This window comes from Pararhodobacter zhoushanensis, from assembly GCF_003990445.1.
In the GTDB taxonomy this organism is placed as follows: Bacteria; Pseudomonadota; Alphaproteobacteria; order Rhodobacterales; family Rhodobacteraceae; genus Pararhodobacter; species Pararhodobacter zhoushanensis.
Genome location: NZ_REEZ01000001.1, coordinates 437889 through 453399 on the forward strand (window position 1 = coordinate 437889; position 15511 = coordinate 453399).

Below are 15511 nucleotides of genomic sequence, written 5' to 3' on the forward strand. Positions count from 1 at the left end.
GGACAGATGATAAGGGTTCGTTAACCACGTGCCCTCTCTTTGCTCGTCAAATATCCACGGGGGGATTTTCAAGGGGGGGCGCGTGCGTCCCCCTTGAACGGGGTGTGGGGCTGGCCCCATGCGGCGCGAGGGGGCTCGATGCCCCCGAGCGCCGCCCCCCTCTACGATCCCATCGGAGTCCAGGGCCAGGGCTTCTGATCGCTCGCCGCCGATTGATAGCGCGCCGCCTTCGCGACCCAAGCGCCGACCATCGAGCCGAAATCCCCAAGCTCCTCGTTCGGGCGTCCGCGGTTGGCGATCATGATCACCACCTGCAGCACAGCCACGGCCAGCAGCACCGATTGCGCGCCGCTGATCATCATGGTGATCACCACAATCCACAGGATCCGCGGGATCAGCTCGCGGGTGCCGGGCTCGAAACCGGGGTCCTCGTCATCGTCGAGGTGCGGGTGCTGGCGCTGCATCGGCGGTCTCCGGGTCTGGGGCATGCGGGCGGTGTAGCGCCCGCCGCAAGCCTGCCTCAGCCCGGCGGCGCCTTCAAGCCCCGCCGCGCGCCAAGGTCAAGGCCTCAGCCGCCCAGCCGGTAGTTGGGCGACTCGCGGGTGATCTGCACGTCGTGGACATGGCTTTCGCTCAGGCCCGCGCCGGTGATCTTCACGAAATTGCAGCCCTTGCGCATCTCGGGCACCGTGGCGTTGCCGGTATAGCCCATCGCCGCGCGCAAGCCGCCGACCATCTGATGGATGACCGTCGACACCGGCCCCTTGTAGGGCACCTGGCCTTCGATCCCCTCAGGCACCAGCTTGTCCGAGGCCGCATCCTTCTGGAAATATCGGTCCGCCGACCCGCGCGCCATCGCCCCCAGCGAACCCATGCCGCGGTAGGATTTGTACGAACGGCCCTGATACAGGATCACTTCGCCCGGCGCCTCGTCCGTTCCGGCGATCGCCGAGCCGACCATGGCACAGCTGGCCCCGGCCGCGATCGCCTTGGCGAAGTCGCCCGAGAACTTGATGCCACCATCCGCGATGATCGGCACGTCGCCCGCCGCCGAGGCTGCGTCCATGATCGCCGTCAGCTGCGGCACGCCCACACCCGCCACGATCCGCGTCGTGCAGATCGAGCCCGGGCCGATGCCGACCTTCACCGCATCCGCGCCCGCCCCGATCAGCGCTTTGGTGGCTTCCGCCGTCGCGACGTTGCCCGCCACGACCTGCACCGCATTCGACAGGGCCTTGACCCGCTCTACCGCTTCCGCGACCGAGGCCGAATGCCCGTGCGCCGTGTCGATGACCAGCAGGTCCACGCCCGCGTCGATCAGGGCGGCCGAGCGCTCGAACCCGGCGTCGCCCACTGTCGAGGCCGCCGCCACGCGCAGGCGGCCCAGTTCGTCCTTGCAGGCCATCGGGTGCAACACCGCCTGTTCGGTGTCCTTCAGCGTCAGCAGCCCCTTCAGGCGGCCCTCTGCGTCCACCACCAGCAGCTTCTCGATCCGGCGGGCGTGCATCAGGTCGCGCGCGTCCTCGCGGTTCGCCGGCTCCTGCAGCAGCACCAGATTATCCGCCGTCATCATCGCATGCACGGGCGTCTTGGGATCGGTGACAAAGCGCATGTCGCGGTTGGTGACGATCCCCACGACGCGCCCGGCCTTGTCGACCACCGGAAAGCCAGTGACCTTGTACCGCTCGCCCAGTGCGCGGGCATCGGCCAGCGTCGCCTCGGGCGTCAGGGTGATCGGGTTATAGACCATGCCCGATTCAAAGCGCTTCACCCGGCGAACGGCCTCGGCCTGCGCTTCCAGATCGAGGTTGCGGTGCACGACCCCCATGCCGCCGGCTTGTGCCATGGCGATGGCCATCGAGGCCTCGGTCACGGTATCCATCGCCGACGACAGCAGCGGAATGTTCAGCCGGATCGACTTGGTCACATGGGTTGAAACGTCCGCCGTCGAGGGCAAAACGGAAGAGGCCGCGGGGACCAGAAGGACATCATCAAAGGTGAGAGCCTCGCGAATCTGCATGGAATGCTCCTGTGGCAGGGGGAGTCGTCGCTTGGCACGGCCCTATGGCATGGGTTTGGGGGAAAGGAAAGGGCCGCAGGCTATAGAGAGTGGTCAATCAGCCCTGACGGGCCAGATAAGCCTCGAAAGCCTGCAACGTGACCTCGGAAACATGGTGTTCCATGCCCTCGGCGTCCAGTTCTGCCGTCTCGGGCGGGACGCCCAGCGCGACCAGCAGCGACACCACCGTGCGGTGGCGCGCGCGCACCTTGTCGGCCATCGCCGCGCCTGAGTCGGTCAGGAACACCCCCCGATAGGGCCGCGAGATCACCAGCCCCTCACGCCGCAGCCGCGCCACGGCCTTGGTGACCGTCGGATGCGTCACGCCCATGCGCTGCGCGAGATCGGTGATGCGGGCCTCGCCATGCTCGGCGATCAGATCGCCGATCAGCTCGACGTAATCCTCCAGCAAGGCCACCGATTGCGCGGTGCGCGCCTGCGCGAAGCGGTCCGAGGTTTCGGCACTGTCTGGAAGGGTCTCGGGGGCGGGCTCTGGCACTGTGTCGGGGTCCGTCATTGTGGGCCGCCCTGTCGCGAACCCTTACCCATTCTATCGACGAGGCGGCGTGAATGCAAAGCCGTCTCCATTAATTTGCCACTTGCAAGTAGTGTAGCCTTGGCTACATTCCGCGCAAACACCCCGGAGTCGTCCCGTGCAGCCCACTTCCCAGCCCCGCAACACGGCCAGCCTGACCGACCGTACCCGCTCAACCATGACCGAAGCGCTTGCCGGACGGCGACGCGGACCGCGCGCGCTGTTGTCCTTCGTTGGCCCCGCCGTGATCGCCTCGGTCGCCTATATCGACCCCGGCAACTATGCGACCAACATTCAGGCCGGCGCGGGCTACGGTTATATGCTGCTGTGGGTCGTGCTGATGGCGAACCTGATTGCCATGCTGTTTCAGGCGCTCTCGGCCCGGCTGGGCATCGTCACCGGCAAGAACCTGGCCGAGCTGTGCCGCGATCATTTCCCGCGCCCGGTGGTATGGGTGATGTGGGGGATCAGCGAAGTGGCCGCTATGGCCACGGATCTGGCCGAGTTTCTGGGCGGCGCGATCGGGTTGGCGCTGCTGTTCGGTCTGCCGCTGATGCAGGGGATGATCGCGACGGCGGTGATCACCTACGCGATCCTGATGGTCGAGCAGCGCGGCTTTCGACCGATGGAGCTGGTGATCGGCACCTTCGTCGCGATCATCGGGCTGTGCTATCTCGCCGAGATGCTCATTGCGCCCGTCGACTGGGGCGGCGCGCTGACCGGGCTGGTCACGCCGGGTCTGCCCGACACGGCGGCGCTGACTATTGCGGTGGGGATCATCGGGGCGACGGTGATGCCGCACGCGATCTATCTGCACTCGGGGTTGACGCAGGCGCGGGCGACGAACCCGACGGCGGGCGAGCGCCGCAGGCTGGTGCGTTTCTCGAACATCGAGGTGATCGTCGCGCTGGCAGTGGCCGGGATGGTCAACATGGCGATGGTGATCATGGCCGCCTCGGCCTTCCATCAGGGCCACGCCGAGGTGGCCGAGATCGAGACCGCCTATCACATGCTGACCCCGCTGCTGGGCGCGGCGGCAGCGGGGGCGTTTCTGGTGTCGCTGATCGCCTCGGGGATCTCGTCCTCGGTGGTGGGGACGATGGCCGGGCAGATGATCATGCAGGGCTTCTTGCGCATCCATGTTCCGATCTGGCTGCGCCGGGTGGTGACGATGGCCCCGGCCTTCGCCATCGTGGCGATGGGGGTCAATGCGACCGAGGCTTTGGTGCTCTCACAGGTGGTGCTGTCCATCGCCCTGCCGGTGCCGATGGTGGCGCTGGTGATCTTTACCGGACGGCGCGATCTGATGGGCGAGCATGTGACCGGCCCTTTGATGCGCGGGCTGGCGGTTTTGGGATCGGTCGTGGTGCTGGGTCTGAATTTTGTGCTGCTGGCGGGGTTCTTCGGGATCAGCGTGCCGGGGCTGGGATGAGATGTCCCACGATGGGACAGGCAGGCGGATGCATGCAAAACAGGGACTTAGCGACAGAAATTAACCTTTTCGCAACCCTGCCCCGGCGCTATAAACGCGGGATCAGGCGGCAGCGAACCTGCTCATTTGTGCGCCATCAATGGCGCGCAAAAGGCCAGACCTGCTGAGTGTCCCGGACCGACACCGCCCAAAGCGAGCGCTGCGCAGCCTTCAGTCGCTGGTCCGTCGCTGATCGGAACCCAACACTTGATTTTTGCAACTAACTCTGGACTAAATCACTGTGTTTATTGCGGTGACAGTTTCAGGTGTATGTGTGGATTTAATTTATTTTGACGACATCGAATGCCCCTCTCGGATCCGTGGTGCCAGCCAGAGTATCAGCCGAGCCGAAGTTGAGGCTTTTGCAAAATCATGGGGTGACAGCGCGCTCGGGATCAAGCGTATCTCAAGCGTTAATCACGATAAAATACGTGCCACGGAAGCGTATTTACTGGCCCTGCGCAACCGGCTGATCCACGGTCTGGACCGACCCCCGGCGATCATCGCGTCCTTCGGGTATGACGACGTGCGGTTCAATACCCATGCCTACGCGAACGACACCGTAACGCTGATCCTTGATGTCGAAAGCAAGCGTCTATCGGCGTCGAACCCGCAGCGGGGCATTGTGATCACGCGGCAAACGCTGATCAATCAACACAACCAAATTGTCCTGAGCATGCTGGACAACTTGCTGGTTCAAAAGCGCCAGAGCTGAGACGCGCGGTTTACACCGGCGCCTTCACCTCCTCGGGCATCGGGCAGACGTAGGGGTCTTGCGCCTGATGCTCGGCGTGTTCGGCCTTGGCGGCGGCCAATGTGTCGGGCTCGCTGATCAACAGCTGCGCGCAGCGGGCCATGGCGGTGGCGGCGTGGGTCATGCCCTTGTGCGCAGCGGGGCTTTTGCCCTGCGCCGTCGCCTGCCACGAATGCAGCGGCGTGCCGATGGCCATGGTGGCGACCTGCACCTGCGTGAGCGGCACGGCGTGGCTGACGTCGGCCACATCGGTCGAGCCGGTCATGATCTCGCCCCCCGGTCGCAGCGGCACGATCCAGTCGGACAGCGGCGTGTCGGCGCGCGGTTTCATCGCCACGATACGGTAAGGCAGCGCGATGTCCTCGGGCGTGAGCGTCGCCTGAATTTGCGCGGCATAGGGCTGGTCGGCGTCATCAAAAGGCACACCGCCGATGGCATCCAGCACGCGCTGCATTGTGCGGTCCATGGTCAGGTTTTCCAGCATGGCCGAGACGGCGGAATAGACCTTGGCCTCGACCGTGGTGCCGGTCATCAGCGCCGCCCCTTTGGCGATGTCCTTGACCCGCTCGACCAGTGCCAGCATCTCGGAGGTCTTGAGCGCGCGGATCGAGTAGCGCACCTTGGCTTTGGATTGCACCACATTGGGCGCGCTGCCGCCCGCGTCGAGATAGGCGTAATGGATGCGCGCATCCTGCACCATGTGCTCGCGCATGTAGTTGACGCCGACGGACATCAGTTCCACCGCGTCCAGCGCCGAGCGGCCAAGATGCGGTGACATGGCGGCGTGACTGGCGCGGCCGTGGAAGGTGAAGTCGATGCGCGTGTTGGCCAGCGACCAGGGATCGGCGACGCGGGTCATGCTGTCGGGGTGCCAGGTGATCGCGGCATCGGTGCCCTCGAAGGCTCCATCGCGGACCATGAAGGTCTTGGCCGCTCCGCCCTCTTCCGCCGGGCAGCCGTAGTAGCGCACGCGGCCCTTGGTGCCGGTTTGCTCCAGCCAGTCCTTGACCGCGCAGGCGGCGAGCAGCGCGGCAGAACCCAACAGGTTGTGCCCGCAGCCGTGGCCGTTGCCGCCCTTGACCAGTTCTTGCGGCTCGGCCAGTCCGGCGACCTGACTGAGGCCGGGCAACGCGTCGTATTCGCCAAGGATCGCGATCACCGGACCGCCCTGCCCTGCCTCGCCCATCACGGCGGTGGGGATGCCCGCGACGTTTTCGGTCACGCGAAAGCCCTTGGCTTTCAGCATCGCGGTATGCTCGGCGCACGAGGCTTTTTCCTGATAGAGCAGCTCGGGCGTGCCCCAGACCCGGTCGGCCATGCCGGTCAGGTCGTCGCGGTGGGTGTCGATGGCGGTGTCGATGGGGTGGGTATTGCGCATGTTAATCTCCGGTTTGGGCGATCCTGCGACGCCGGGCGCGAGAAGGCAAGCGGGGCGGGCGGCGTCGGTTGATAGCTGCGCCGAAGGGGGCTAGCCTGAGCTGGCAGCCCTGTCACGGAGGCCTCGGATGGCGACGCTGGTTTTTGGCATGAATGTCTCGCTCGATGGCTTTGTCGATTACACGGAATTTGCCCCCAGCCCCCCGCTGTTTCGCCATTTCATCGAACAGGCCAAGGGTCAGGCGGGCAGCCTGTACGGGCGTACCCTGTACGAGCTGATGGCCTATTGGGACGCTGAGCAGCCCGGTTGGGGTGATGCCGAGCAGGAGTTTGCGGTGGCGTGGCGGCGGCAGCCCAAATGGGTGGTGTCGCGCAGTCTGACCTCGGTCGGGCCGAATGCCACGCTGCTGGGCGATGACGTCGAAGCTGAGGTCCGGGCGCTGAAAGCCCGTGTCGAGGGCGAGATCGAGGTGGCCGGGCCGACGCTGGCGGCGAGCCTTGGGGCGCTGGGGCTGATCGACCTGTATCGCCTCTATCTGCACCCGGTCGTGCTGGGACAGGGCACGCCGTTCTTCAGCGGTCCCCTGCCGCGCCTGCGGCTGGTCTCAACCGAGACCATCGCCGAGGAGTACGTCTGTCTCAGCTATGTCCCGGCCTAGAGTTTCGCCCTGAGCCAGTCGCTGATCGCCGTGGTCGCCTGCACGCCCTGCGGGATGGCGCGGCGGGTGGACATAAAGGCGTGGATCTGGCCGGGGAACGGCAGCAGCGTCACCGGCACGCCCACGGCCTTGAGCGCGTCGCTGTAATAGGTCGCGTCATCCCACAGCGGGTCATGGCCGCCGTGGAGGATCAGCGCCTGCGGCTGGCCCGTCAGCCGGTCCGAGGTCAGCGGCGCCACGCGCGGGTCGCTGCGGTCCTGTCCTGCGGGCAGGTATTGCTCGATGTACCAGTCCACCCGGTCGGCGGGCAGGACATAAGCGTCCTTGAGCACCTGCATCGAGCGGCTGTTCATGCGGAAATCGACAGCCGGGTAAATCAGCACCTGCGCTTTGGGCAGCGGCAGACCGGCGGTGGCGAGGTCATGCATCAGTGCGGCGGTCAGGTTGCCCCCGGCGCTGTCACCGCCGACAGCGAGGCGGGCGGGATCGACGCCGTAAGTTTGCGGATCGTCGATGAGCGCGCGGTAAGCGGCAAGGACATCATCCGGCCCGGCAGGGAACTTATGTTCCGGCGCAAGGCGGTAGTCGAGCGAGATCACCCTGATCCCGGCCTCGAGAGCGATCTGGCCGCACAGGCCGTCATGCGTGTCGATACTGCCCTGCACCCAGCCGCCGCCGTGGATATAGAGCAGCGTCGGGCGGTTGGTGGCGTCGGGCTGGGTGTCATAGACGCGCGCGGGCCGCGCGCCGTCACCGCCGGGCATGGTGATGTCGCGCTTGGCGACTTGCGGCGGGGATGGCAGGTCGAACTTGTCGGCCAGAATGCTGAGCGACTGGCGGCTCTCGGCCAGCGTCGGTGTCACGCCGGGCACCCGGACCGAGTTGAACAGCTCACCCAGCACCTGCGCCTTGGCATCGATGCGCCGCCCGTCGACGGTTTTGCGCCGTCCCGTCAGCCACAGGGCAGCGGCGGGTTCCGGCAGGCGGGTCAGCGCGAACAGGGTCAGAAGGGTGAGTTTTCCCATGGCGTCCTCTCAGGTTTGCCCTAAGGGACACGAGGCGCGCGGCAGGTTCAAGCCTTTGTCGACATCCGCCGCTCTAACAGCCGCGCCTGCACCCAGCCCGCCGCCATCACCCAGCGAAACGCCGCGCGGTGCCGCCAGCGGCGCACCGGGCGGCGGATATCGAGCAGCAGCGCAATGCGCGGGTTGGGGCCGGGGTTGAGCACCTCATGGGTGAAGGTATCGTCCCAGAGCAGCGCCTGCCCCTCGGCATAGGGTACGCGGGTGCCGTCCACTTTCAGCCACGGGGCGGCGTCACTGCCGCAATCGGGCGCGTACAGGCACAGATGATAACGCAGCACGCCGCGAAACGGGCCGCGATGCGGCGGGATATGCTTGCCGGGGTCGAGGTAGGACAGCGTGGCGGTGGTCACCTCGGGGTGGTCACGCAGGAAACCGGCCAGCACCGGGGTTTGCGCGGCGTTGGCGGCGATGAGATGGCGGTAGGCTTTCACCATGAACATCCGCCAGTTCTTGCCATCCCCGGCCGAGATCCGCGTCTGCGTGGCGGTGATGTCATGAAAGCGCGGCATATCGGGGTTGGCGGCATAGACCGCCAGCGCCTCGGCCCGCAGCGCAGGATAGAGGGCGGCCAGCGCCGTATGCGCCGGGAAATAGCGCGCCATGTCCAGAACGGGCGGCGTGTCGAGGTCGCTGTAGACCTGCCGCAACCGCTTCGTCAGGCGCTTGAGGATGAGTTTCTGGAGCATAGGGCACCTGCGAGCAACGTGGTCAGCGTAGACCAAACTGCGCGAGGTGTGAAAGCCGGGTGTGACAGGGCGATGACGGACCGGGGGCGGTCTGATGGCAAAGGACGCTGTCAGTTGCGCGGGTCGGCGCAGGTCTGTTCGCAGGTTCCGCTGGCGGCGCGGCATTGCTCAACACGGGTGCCGCAACTGTTGTAGTCCCGGCACTCGCCCTGAAACGTCCCGTTATAGATGGCTTGCAGGGCGTCATGGGCGCAGTCCCGGTAGACCTCGCAGGTCTGCTGGCAGGCACCTTCGTTGAAGGTGTCGGTGCCTTCGGCCGTGGCGGCAAGGGGCAGGAACAGGGCAATGGCAAAGGCTGGCACGAGGGAGAGTCGCATGGGCGTATCCTTTTCGGTGCCACCATGGGACATGGCCGCGCATCGGGGACGCTAGCACGGCGGGGGCGTGGGGCCTAACGATGGTTCCGGGGGTGAAGACCAAAGGAGCGGGAGAGTTCAGCCGATGGTCCAGTTCGACGACACCCAAGCGATTGCCTACGCGCGCTGTCGTGGATGGCCGCTATCAGACCAAACCACCCGCGGCGCGCCAGAGCGGGTTTGCATGTGCAGCTAGGCGGGCCTCGGTGCGACCAGGCCTTACCCTCCGTTCGAACCAGCTTCACGCTGCGCGGCGGCATTCGCCGAATTTCCCGTTTGGCCTGAAGTGCGGCAATTACTCGGCGCTGGTCATAGGGCTTGCGGTACGTGCCAGACTTTGTCGCCCGGCAAGAGCTTGGACAAGGAACGAGAGGCAGGAGCGTCTCGATCATGTTCAAGAGATGCAGGCTCGGATGACTCAAATCATATAACCCTTGTCAAACTATACAAACATGATAGTAAAGTTTGGTTGTTACATAAGGTGTATAAGAGATGACTGAATCCCCCCGGAACAGATGGGCAGTTTTGGTGACCGTGGCAGCGGGCTTGCTTCTTATCACCCTAGACAATTCCATCCTCTACACTGCCCTGCCGACCCTGACCCGAGAATTGGGGGCGAGCCAGACCCAAGGCCTATGGATCATCAACGCCTATCCGCTGGTCATGGCCGGACTGCTGCTTGGAGCGGGCACGCTCGGTGACCGGTTTGGACATCGGCTCATGTTTCTGCTCGGCCTCGTCGCGTTCGGCGTCGCCTCACTGGTCGCAGCCTTTGCACCCACGGCCAATGTCCTGATTGCTGCTCGTGCCTTCCTTGCGGTCGGCGCCTCGGCGATGATGCCCGCCACGCTGGCGCTGTTGCGCGTCAGCTTCATCGACGAGCGAGAGCGCAATGTCGCCATCGCGATCTGGGGTTCGATCTCGGTGATCGGCATCGCCTTGGGGCCGATCATCTCGGGCTTCCTGCTGTCGCAATTCTGGTGGGGGTCGGTCTTTCTGGTGAACGTGCCGGTCGTGATCCTGGCGTTCATCTCGACGCTAATCGTGGCGCCGAAGGTCGCTCCCGACAGGTCGCGAAGATGGGATTTCATCTCGTCCGTCCTGGCGCTGGTGGCACTGGCAGCACTTGTGATCGCCATCAAGGAAACCGCCCATGCCGGGCAATCCTGGGCGACCCCGACCTCGGCAGCCGTCATCGGCCTGATCGCCAGTGTCCTGTTCACACGCCGACAATCCCGGCTAGCAGACCCGCTGTTGAACTTCGCTCTGTTTCGCAACCCCGCCTTCCTTGCGGGCACTCTTGCGGCGGCCTTTGCCATGTTCGCCTTTGCCGGGATGCAACTAGCGATCACCCAGCGCTTCCAGCTTGTGGCCGGCTTCACGCCCATGCAGTCGGGGATTCTGGTCTCATTGGCAGCCATTGGCTCGCTGCCCACCGCGATGCTCGGCGGCGCCTTCCTGCACCGGATCGGACTGCTCAGACTGATCTCCGGCGGGCTTGCGGTGGCGACCGTCGGCGTCCTGATCTCCACCTTGGGGATCAGCCACGGCCTCAGTTGGCTGATCGCCGGATCGGCACTGGCCGGTGCCGGGGTCGGGGCGACCATGTCCGTAGCCTCGACCGCCATCGTCGGTAATGCGCCGGTGCAGAATGCCGGGATGGCCGCCTCAGTTGAGGAGGTCTCGTTTGAGTTCGGCAGCTTGATTGCCGTTGCACTGCTGGGCAGCTTAATGGCGGCGGTCTATTCACTGGGCATTATCCTGCCGGAGGGCATTCCTGCAGCGGCCCGTGACAGCTTGTCCGATGCGCTGTCAATCGTCGAGACAATGGGGCCTGAGGGCACTGTGCTGAAACAAGCCGCATCAATGGCGTTTGACCGCGCTTTCCTGATGGTGATGTATGTCGTCGCAGGCGTCATCGCACTGGGCGCGCTGTTCACCGGTGTGCTGCTGCGGTCCTATGGGCCGGGTTCGCAATCGTCACACTTTCCGCATTGAGGTCATCAAAATGAGAGAGAGCAACCGTGAAAAGATCCTCGATGGGGTGGTGCGGCTAATCGAGAGAGACGGCGTCACCGCCATCACCTTCGACGCAGTGGCGGCGGAAACGGGGATCACCCGGGGCGGGATCATCTATCACTTTTCCTCCCGCGAAGAGCTGATCCTGGCCACCCACCAGCATCTGGCCCGGCAATGGGAGGCGCAACTGCGAAGCCTGACGCCGGACTCGGACCTGCCCGTCGACCGCTACAGAGCTTATGTGCAAAGCTGTAGTCGGGATGCAACTCGGGCCGAACTGCTGATGATGCTGGAAAGCGCCGGAGATGAGCGTTTGGCTCAGGTTTGGTCCGACGTAATCGACCGTTGGGCACCACCGGTTCCACAGTCGGATGATCCTGTAGGCCTGACACATTTCCTGGCGCGGATTGCCGCAGATGGACTTTGGGCGCACCGGACCATGACGGGGCAGCCTCTGCCCTCTGAGGTCAAGGCCATGGTATCCGGATCGATCCTAAAATTGATCAAGCAGTAGCCGAGGCGCATACGAAGGCGTGCTTTCGCGGTCTAGCCGCGATTGTCATGCTGCACTGCCGACAGTCGGCTTACCCCCCTCCCCAAATACGCCTTGGAAAAAAGCAGTTGGGAGCGTGTAGACGCAGCGAAAGTCCGGAAGGTCCGCGAAGCGGCCACCCATTTGAAGCGCAGCAAACGGCCAGATTTTACCGGTACTCGCTTTCGGACAGTCAAAGTGCATGCCCAGAAGCGCAGCGCTGGCAGAGGCCCCCTGCGGAAACACGGTCAGGGGCCTGTTGCATACGACGTTCTCACCACCACGCGAAAAAGGGCGGCCCCGCGGGACCGCCCCCTTTCCTGTCGCAAAAGCCCCGCCTCAGCCAATAATCGCGTTCAGCGTGGCCGAGGGGCGCATGGTTGCGGTGACCTTGGCCGGGTCGAGCAGGTAGTAGCCGCCCAGATCCGCGGGCGCGCCTTCGACGCTGTGCAGTTCGGCGACGATCTTGTCCTCACCCTCGACCAGCGCCTTGGCGATGGGGGCGAAGTGGGCGGCCAGCTCGGCGTCGTCCGTCTGTGCCGCCAGCGCCTCGGCCCAGTAGCGGGCGAAGTAGTAATGCGAGGTGCGGTTGTCGTCCTGCCCCACGCGGCCGCGCGGCGACTTGGCGTTGTCGAGCACCTGCTGCGTCGCATAGTCGACCGCAGCGCCCAGCACGGCGGCTTTGGGCATGCCCTTGGCCTCGGCCAGGAAGTTGAAGCTCTCGCCCAGCGCGCAGAACTCACCAAGGCTGTCCCAGCGCAGGTGGTTTTCTTCATAAACCTGCTGGACGTGCTTGGGCGCGGTGCCACCGGCGCCGGTCTCGAACATGCCGCCGCCCTGCATCAGCTTGACGATCGACAGCATCTTGGCCGAAGTGCCCAGTTCCAGAATGGGGAACAGGTCGGTCAGGTAGTCGCGCAGCACGTTGCCGGTGATGGTCACGCAGTCCTTGCCGGCGCGCATCGTCTCAAAGCTGAAACGGGTGGCTTCGCGCGGAGCCATGATCGGGATGTCGATGCCAGCGGCTTTCAGCGCGGGCACGACGTATTTGATCAGCTCGGCGTCATGGGCACGGTTCTTGTCCAGCCAGAAAGCGGCAGCGCCGGTGGCCTTGGCGCGGGCGATGCCCAGCTGGATCCAGTCGAGGATCGGCGCTTTCTTGGCGGTGGACGAGCGCCAGATGTCGCCCTTCTCGACCGCCTGCGAATGCAGCACCTCACCCGAGGCCAGCACGATCGCGACCGTGCCGTTGCCGGGGATCTCGAAGGTGGTCGGGTGCGAGCCGTATTCTTCGGCCTTCTGCGCCATCAGGCCGACGTTGGAGACCGCACCACAGGTGGTGACGTCCAGCGTGCCGGTTTCCTTGAAGTACTTGATCGTCTCGTCATAGACGCTGGCATAGGCGTTGTCGGGGATGCAGCAGTTGACGTCAGCCTCTGCGCCATCCGGGCCCCAGCCCTTGCCGCCCGCCTTGATCACGGCAGGCATCGAGGCGTCGATGATCACGTCCGAGGACACGTGCAGGTTGGTGATCCCCTTGTCCGAGTTCACCATATACATCGGCGGCTGCGCAGCCATCGCGGCTTTCAGATCCGCTTCCAGCGTGGCATTGCCCGCGATGCGCTTGTCCAGATCGCCGATGCCCGAGTTGGGGTTCCAGCCCAGCGCGTCCAGTTCCGCGCCATGCTTGGCGATGAAGTCTTCCAGATAGACGCTGACGAAATGGCCAAAGATGATCGGGTCCGAGACCTTCATCATCGTCGCTTTCAGGTGCACCGAGAACAGCACGCCCGGCTCGGTCGCCTTGATCTGCGCCTTGATGAAGGCGCGCAAGGCTTTGGCCGACAGGAAGGTCGCATCGACGACTTCGCCCTCGGTATAAGTCACCTTGTCTTTCAGCACGGTCTGCGTGCCATCCGACCCGGTGAAGACGATCTTCGCTGCCCCGGCCTGCGCGGCGGTGATGGTCGCCGACAGCTCGTTGGCGTAGAAATCATTGCCCGGCATCGACGAGACATGGGTTTTCGACGCCGCGGTCCAAGTGCCCATGCGGTGCGGGTTGGCCTTGGCATAGGCCTTGACCGCCTTGGCCGAGCGCCGGTCCGAGTTGCCCTCGCGCAGCACCGGGTTCACCGCCGAGCCCTTGACGGCATCGTAGCGCGCCTTGATCGACTTTTCTTCGTCGGTCGTGGCCTCTTCGGGATAGTCGGGGATGTCATAGCCCTTGGACTGCAGCTCTTTGATGGCGGCGTTCAGCTGCGGCATCGAAGCCGAGATGTTCGGCAGCTTGATCACGTTCGCTTCCGGCGTCTTCACCAGCTCACCCAGCCAGGCCAGATCGTCCGAGACGCGCTGCGCTTCGGTCAGGCGCTCGGGGAACAGCGACAGAACGCGGCCCGCAACAGAGATGTCACGGGTTTCCACCGAAATGCCGGCGGCACTGGCGAAAGACCGGATGATCGGCTCCAGCGAGATGCGGGCCAGTTCGGGGGCTTCGTCCACCTTGGTGTAGATGATATCGGGGGTTGTGGTCGTGGCCATGCGTGCGTCCTCTGCGAGCGATGCACCGGGGCGGCCTGCGCGGCCAGTCACCGGGCGCGTGGGAATCGGACGGCGGCGGCTGCCACCGTTCTCTGGCCGCTCTCTGACGCAAAACCGCGCCTGCGTCAAGGTCTGTGTGCAATGGTATACAATGAATGAACGCGCGCACCGCGTCCCGCCAACTTTATGCTGAAAATATCCTCCAGGAGGGTCCGGGAGGATGGAAAATCCTCCCGGGCGGGTGTGGGTGGCAACCCACGCGGCGCGAGGCCCCCTCAACGGGGGCCGAGCGCCGCCCCCCCTTCCTCAATCCGCCCGAACCTGCGACACATCCCGCGCAACAACCCAAGGCCCGCTCATGCACTGGTTCCTTCTCGCCGCCGCCATCGCGTTTGAAACCGTCGGCACCACCGCCCTCAAGGCCAGCGAGGGCTTTTCGCGCCTCGGGCCGTCGCTGATCGTCGTCGTCGCCTATGCGCTGTCGTTCTGGCTGCTGGCGATCGTGCTCAAAACCGTGCCGGTTGGCATCGCCTATGCGATCTGGTCGGGGCTGGGCATCTGCTTCATCGCGCTGATCGGCTATGTGGCGTTCGGCCAGCGGCTGGATACGCCCGCGATTGCCGGGATCGGCTTGATCATGGCCGGGATTCTGGTGATCAACCTGTTTTCCAACACGGCCCCCCATTGAACGGACCGCATTGAAAGGACCGTGCCGATGACCGACCCGTCCCACCATTCCGCCCTCGAGGACGCGCAAGGCATCGCTTACGGCGCGGCGATGGCGGCGTTTGGCATCACCATCCTCACCCATCTGGGTCTGATCACCGGGCAGACGGCCGGGCTGGCGGTGCTGATCTCTTACGCGACCGGCTGGGCCTTTGGTCTGGTGTTCTTCGTGATCAACATCCCCTTCTACCTCATCGGCTATCGCCGTTTTGGCCTGACCTTCACCCTCAAGACCTTCGCTGCCGTGGCGATCATGTCGGCGCTCAATCTGGCCGCGCCTGACTGGATTCGCTTTGACACACTGAACGTCGCTGTCGGCGCGATCCTGTTTGGCATGGTGTCGGGCACCGCCCTGCTGGCGCTGTTCCGCCACGGGGCCAGTCTGGGCGGAATCGGCATCGTTGCGCTGTCGATACAGGAGCGCTGGGGCCTGCGCGCGGGCTGGGTGCAGCTGGGCTTTGACGCCGTGCTCTTCGCCGTCGCGCTGTTCATCCTGCCCGACTGGCGGCTGGTTGCCTGGTCGGCGCTGGGGGCGCTGGTGGTCAACGGGGTGATCGCCATCAACCACCGGCGCGATCGCTATGTTGCAACCTGAGGGGGGTGACGTAACATAAAGCGGCCTGGATTACACAGCTGCCACAAACCGGGTGC

The 15511-nt window shown here is 64.8% G+C and carries 15 protein-coding genes; 7 read left to right on the plus strand and 8 right to left on the minus strand.

All coding sequences use genetic code 11. The features are described from left to right. Positions 1-161: 161 nt before the first annotated feature. From EAE28_RS02090 to mntR, 3 genes are all read right to left on the minus strand, one after another. A complete protein-coding gene (locus tag EAE28_RS02090; RefSeq protein ID WP_127104161.1) occupies positions 162-464 on the minus strand; it encodes a DUF4389 domain-containing protein in 303 nt (100 codons plus the stop codon). A 104-nt stretch (positions 465-568) separates the two neighbouring features. Beyond that, on the minus strand, positions 569-2020 hold the full coding sequence (gene guaB / locus EAE28_RS02095) for an IMP dehydrogenase (protein WP_127104162.1): 1452 nt from the start codon (positions 2018-2020) through the stop codon (positions 569-571). Positions 2021-2117: 97 nt separating this feature from the next. Then, complete coding sequence (mntR, locus tag EAE28_RS02100) at positions 2118-2576, minus strand: manganese-binding transcriptional regulator MntR (protein ID WP_127104163.1); 459 nt, start codon at positions 2574-2576, stop codon at positions 2118-2120. Between the two features lie 136 nt (positions 2577-2712). Between mntR and EAE28_RS02105 the strand changes: the two genes are divergently transcribed. Beyond that, entirely contained in the window at positions 2713-4026 is a 1314-nt protein-coding gene (locus EAE28_RS02105; RefSeq protein WP_425466752.1) for an Nramp family divalent metal transporter, read from the plus strand. Between the two features lie 313 nt (positions 4027-4339). After that, on the plus strand, positions 4340-4780 hold the full coding sequence (locus tag EAE28_RS02110; RefSeq protein ID WP_164736523.1) for a MaoC family dehydratase: 441 nt from the start codon (positions 4340-4342) through the stop codon (positions 4778-4780). Positions 4781-4790: 10 nt separating this feature from the next. On the opposite strand, the gene EAE28_RS02115 is transcribed toward EAE28_RS02110, so the two are convergent. Further along, the gene (locus tag EAE28_RS02115; protein WP_127104165.1) at positions 4791-6197 is read right to left on the minus strand and encodes an amidohydrolase; all 1407 of its coding nucleotides are present in this window, start codon (positions 6195-6197) and stop codon (positions 4791-4793) included. A 127-nt stretch (positions 6198-6324) separates the two neighbouring features. Between EAE28_RS02115 and EAE28_RS02120 the strand changes: the two genes are divergently transcribed. Beyond that, positions 6325-6855, plus strand: coding sequence for a dihydrofolate reductase family protein (locus EAE28_RS02120; protein WP_127104166.1), 531 nt, complete (start codon positions 6325-6327; stop codon positions 6853-6855). Here the strand turns inward: EAE28_RS02120 and EAE28_RS02125 are convergent. The 3 genes from EAE28_RS02125 to EAE28_RS02135 form a co-directional block, all read right to left on the minus strand. Continuing rightward, the gene (locus EAE28_RS02125) at positions 6852-7880 is read right to left on the minus strand and encodes an alpha/beta hydrolase (RefSeq protein ID WP_127104167.1); all 1029 of its coding nucleotides are present in this window, start codon (positions 7878-7880) and stop codon (positions 6852-6854) included. The two genes, EAE28_RS02120 and EAE28_RS02125, sit on opposite strands and share 4 nt — an antisense overlap. A 47-nt stretch (positions 7881-7927) precedes the next feature. Then, a complete protein-coding gene (locus EAE28_RS02130) occupies positions 7928-8626 on the minus strand; it encodes an aspartyl/asparaginyl beta-hydroxylase domain-containing protein (RefSeq protein ID WP_164736524.1) in 699 nt (232 codons plus the stop codon). Between the two features lie 110 nt (positions 8627-8736). Further along, entirely contained in the window at positions 8737-9003 is a 267-nt protein-coding gene (locus EAE28_RS02135) for a hypothetical protein (protein WP_127104169.1), read from the minus strand. Between the two features lie 585 nt (positions 9004-9588). On the opposite strand from EAE28_RS02135, the gene EAE28_RS02140 reads away from it, so the two are divergent. Together EAE28_RS02140 and EAE28_RS02145 are read left to right on the plus strand one after the other, a co-directional pair. Beyond that, entirely contained in the window at positions 9589-11040 is a 1452-nt protein-coding gene (locus EAE28_RS02140) for an MFS transporter (protein WP_246022222.1), read from the plus strand. A gap of 10 nt (positions 11041-11050) precedes the next feature. Further along, positions 11051-11575 carry a TetR/AcrR family transcriptional regulator gene (locus tag EAE28_RS02145; RefSeq protein ID WP_127104171.1) on the plus strand — a complete coding sequence of 175 codons (525 nt, stop codon included), beginning with the start codon at positions 11051-11053 and terminating at the stop codon, positions 11573-11575. A gap of 357 nt (positions 11576-11932) precedes the next feature. Here EAE28_RS02145 and EAE28_RS02150 read toward each other — a convergent pair whose 3' ends face one another. Continuing rightward, positions 11933-14134 (minus strand): NADP-dependent isocitrate dehydrogenase, encoded by a 2202-nt coding sequence (locus EAE28_RS02150; protein ID WP_127104172.1) that lies wholly within the window; start codon positions 14132-14134, stop codon positions 11933-11935. 358 nt (positions 14135-14492) lie between these two features. On the opposite strand from EAE28_RS02150, the gene EAE28_RS02155 reads away from it, so the two are divergent. Continuing rightward, the gene (locus tag EAE28_RS02155; protein WP_127104173.1) at positions 14493-14822 is read left to right on the plus strand and encodes a DMT family transporter; all 330 of its coding nucleotides are present in this window, start codon (positions 14493-14495) and stop codon (positions 14820-14822) included. Positions 14823-14849: 27 nt separating this feature from the next. After that, positions 14850-15455: a YitT family protein gene (locus EAE28_RS02160; RefSeq protein ID WP_127104174.1), complete on the plus strand. Its 606-nt coding sequence runs from the start codon at positions 14850-14852 to the stop codon at positions 15453-15455. Positions 15456-15511: the final 56 nt, after the last annotated feature.

What these genes read in the sequence shown, in the direction of transcription:
- EAE28_RS02090 (WP_127104161.1), bottom strand. Translation starts at nt 464, where the DNA reads ATGCAGCGCCAGCACCCGCACCTCGACGATGACGAGGACCCCGGTTTC.
- guaB (WP_127104162.1), bottom strand. Translation starts at nt 2,020, where the DNA reads ATGCAGATTCGCGAGGCTCTCACCTTTGATGATGTCCTTCTGGTCCCC.
- mntR (WP_127104163.1), bottom strand. Translation starts at nt 2,576, where the DNA reads ATGACGGACCCCGACACAGTGCCAGAGCCCGCCCCCGAGACCCTTCCA.
- EAE28_RS02115 (WP_127104165.1), bottom strand. Translation starts at nt 6,197, where the DNA reads ATGCGCAATACCCACCCCATCGACACCGCCATCGACACCCACCGCGAC.
- EAE28_RS02120 (WP_127104166.1), top strand. Translation starts at nt 6,325, where the DNA reads ATGGCGACGCTGGTTTTTGGCATGAATGTCTCGCTCGATGGCTTTGTC.
- EAE28_RS02125 (WP_127104167.1), bottom strand. Translation starts at nt 7,880, where the DNA reads ATGGGAAAACTCACCCTTCTGACCCTGTTCGCGCTGACCCGCCTGCCG.
- EAE28_RS02130 (WP_164736524.1), bottom strand. Translation starts at nt 8,626, where the DNA reads ATGCTCCAGAAACTCATCCTCAAGCGCCTGACGAAGCGGTTGCGGCAG.
- EAE28_RS02135 (WP_127104169.1), bottom strand. Translation starts at nt 9,003, where the DNA reads ATGCGACTCTCCCTCGTGCCAGCCTTTGCCATTGCCCTGTTCCTGCCC.
- EAE28_RS02145 (WP_127104171.1), top strand. Translation starts at nt 11,051, where the DNA reads ATGAGAGAGAGCAACCGTGAAAAGATCCTCGATGGGGTGGTGCGGCTA.
- EAE28_RS02150 (WP_127104172.1), bottom strand. Translation starts at nt 14,134, where the DNA reads ATGGCCACGACCACAACCCCCGATATCATCTACACCAAGGTGGACGAA.
- EAE28_RS02155 (WP_127104173.1), top strand. Translation starts at nt 14,493, where the DNA reads ATGCACTGGTTCCTTCTCGCCGCCGCCATCGCGTTTGAAACCGTCGGC.
- EAE28_RS02160 (WP_127104174.1), top strand. Translation starts at nt 14,850, where the DNA reads ATGACCGACCCGTCCCACCATTCCGCCCTCGAGGACGCGCAAGGCATC.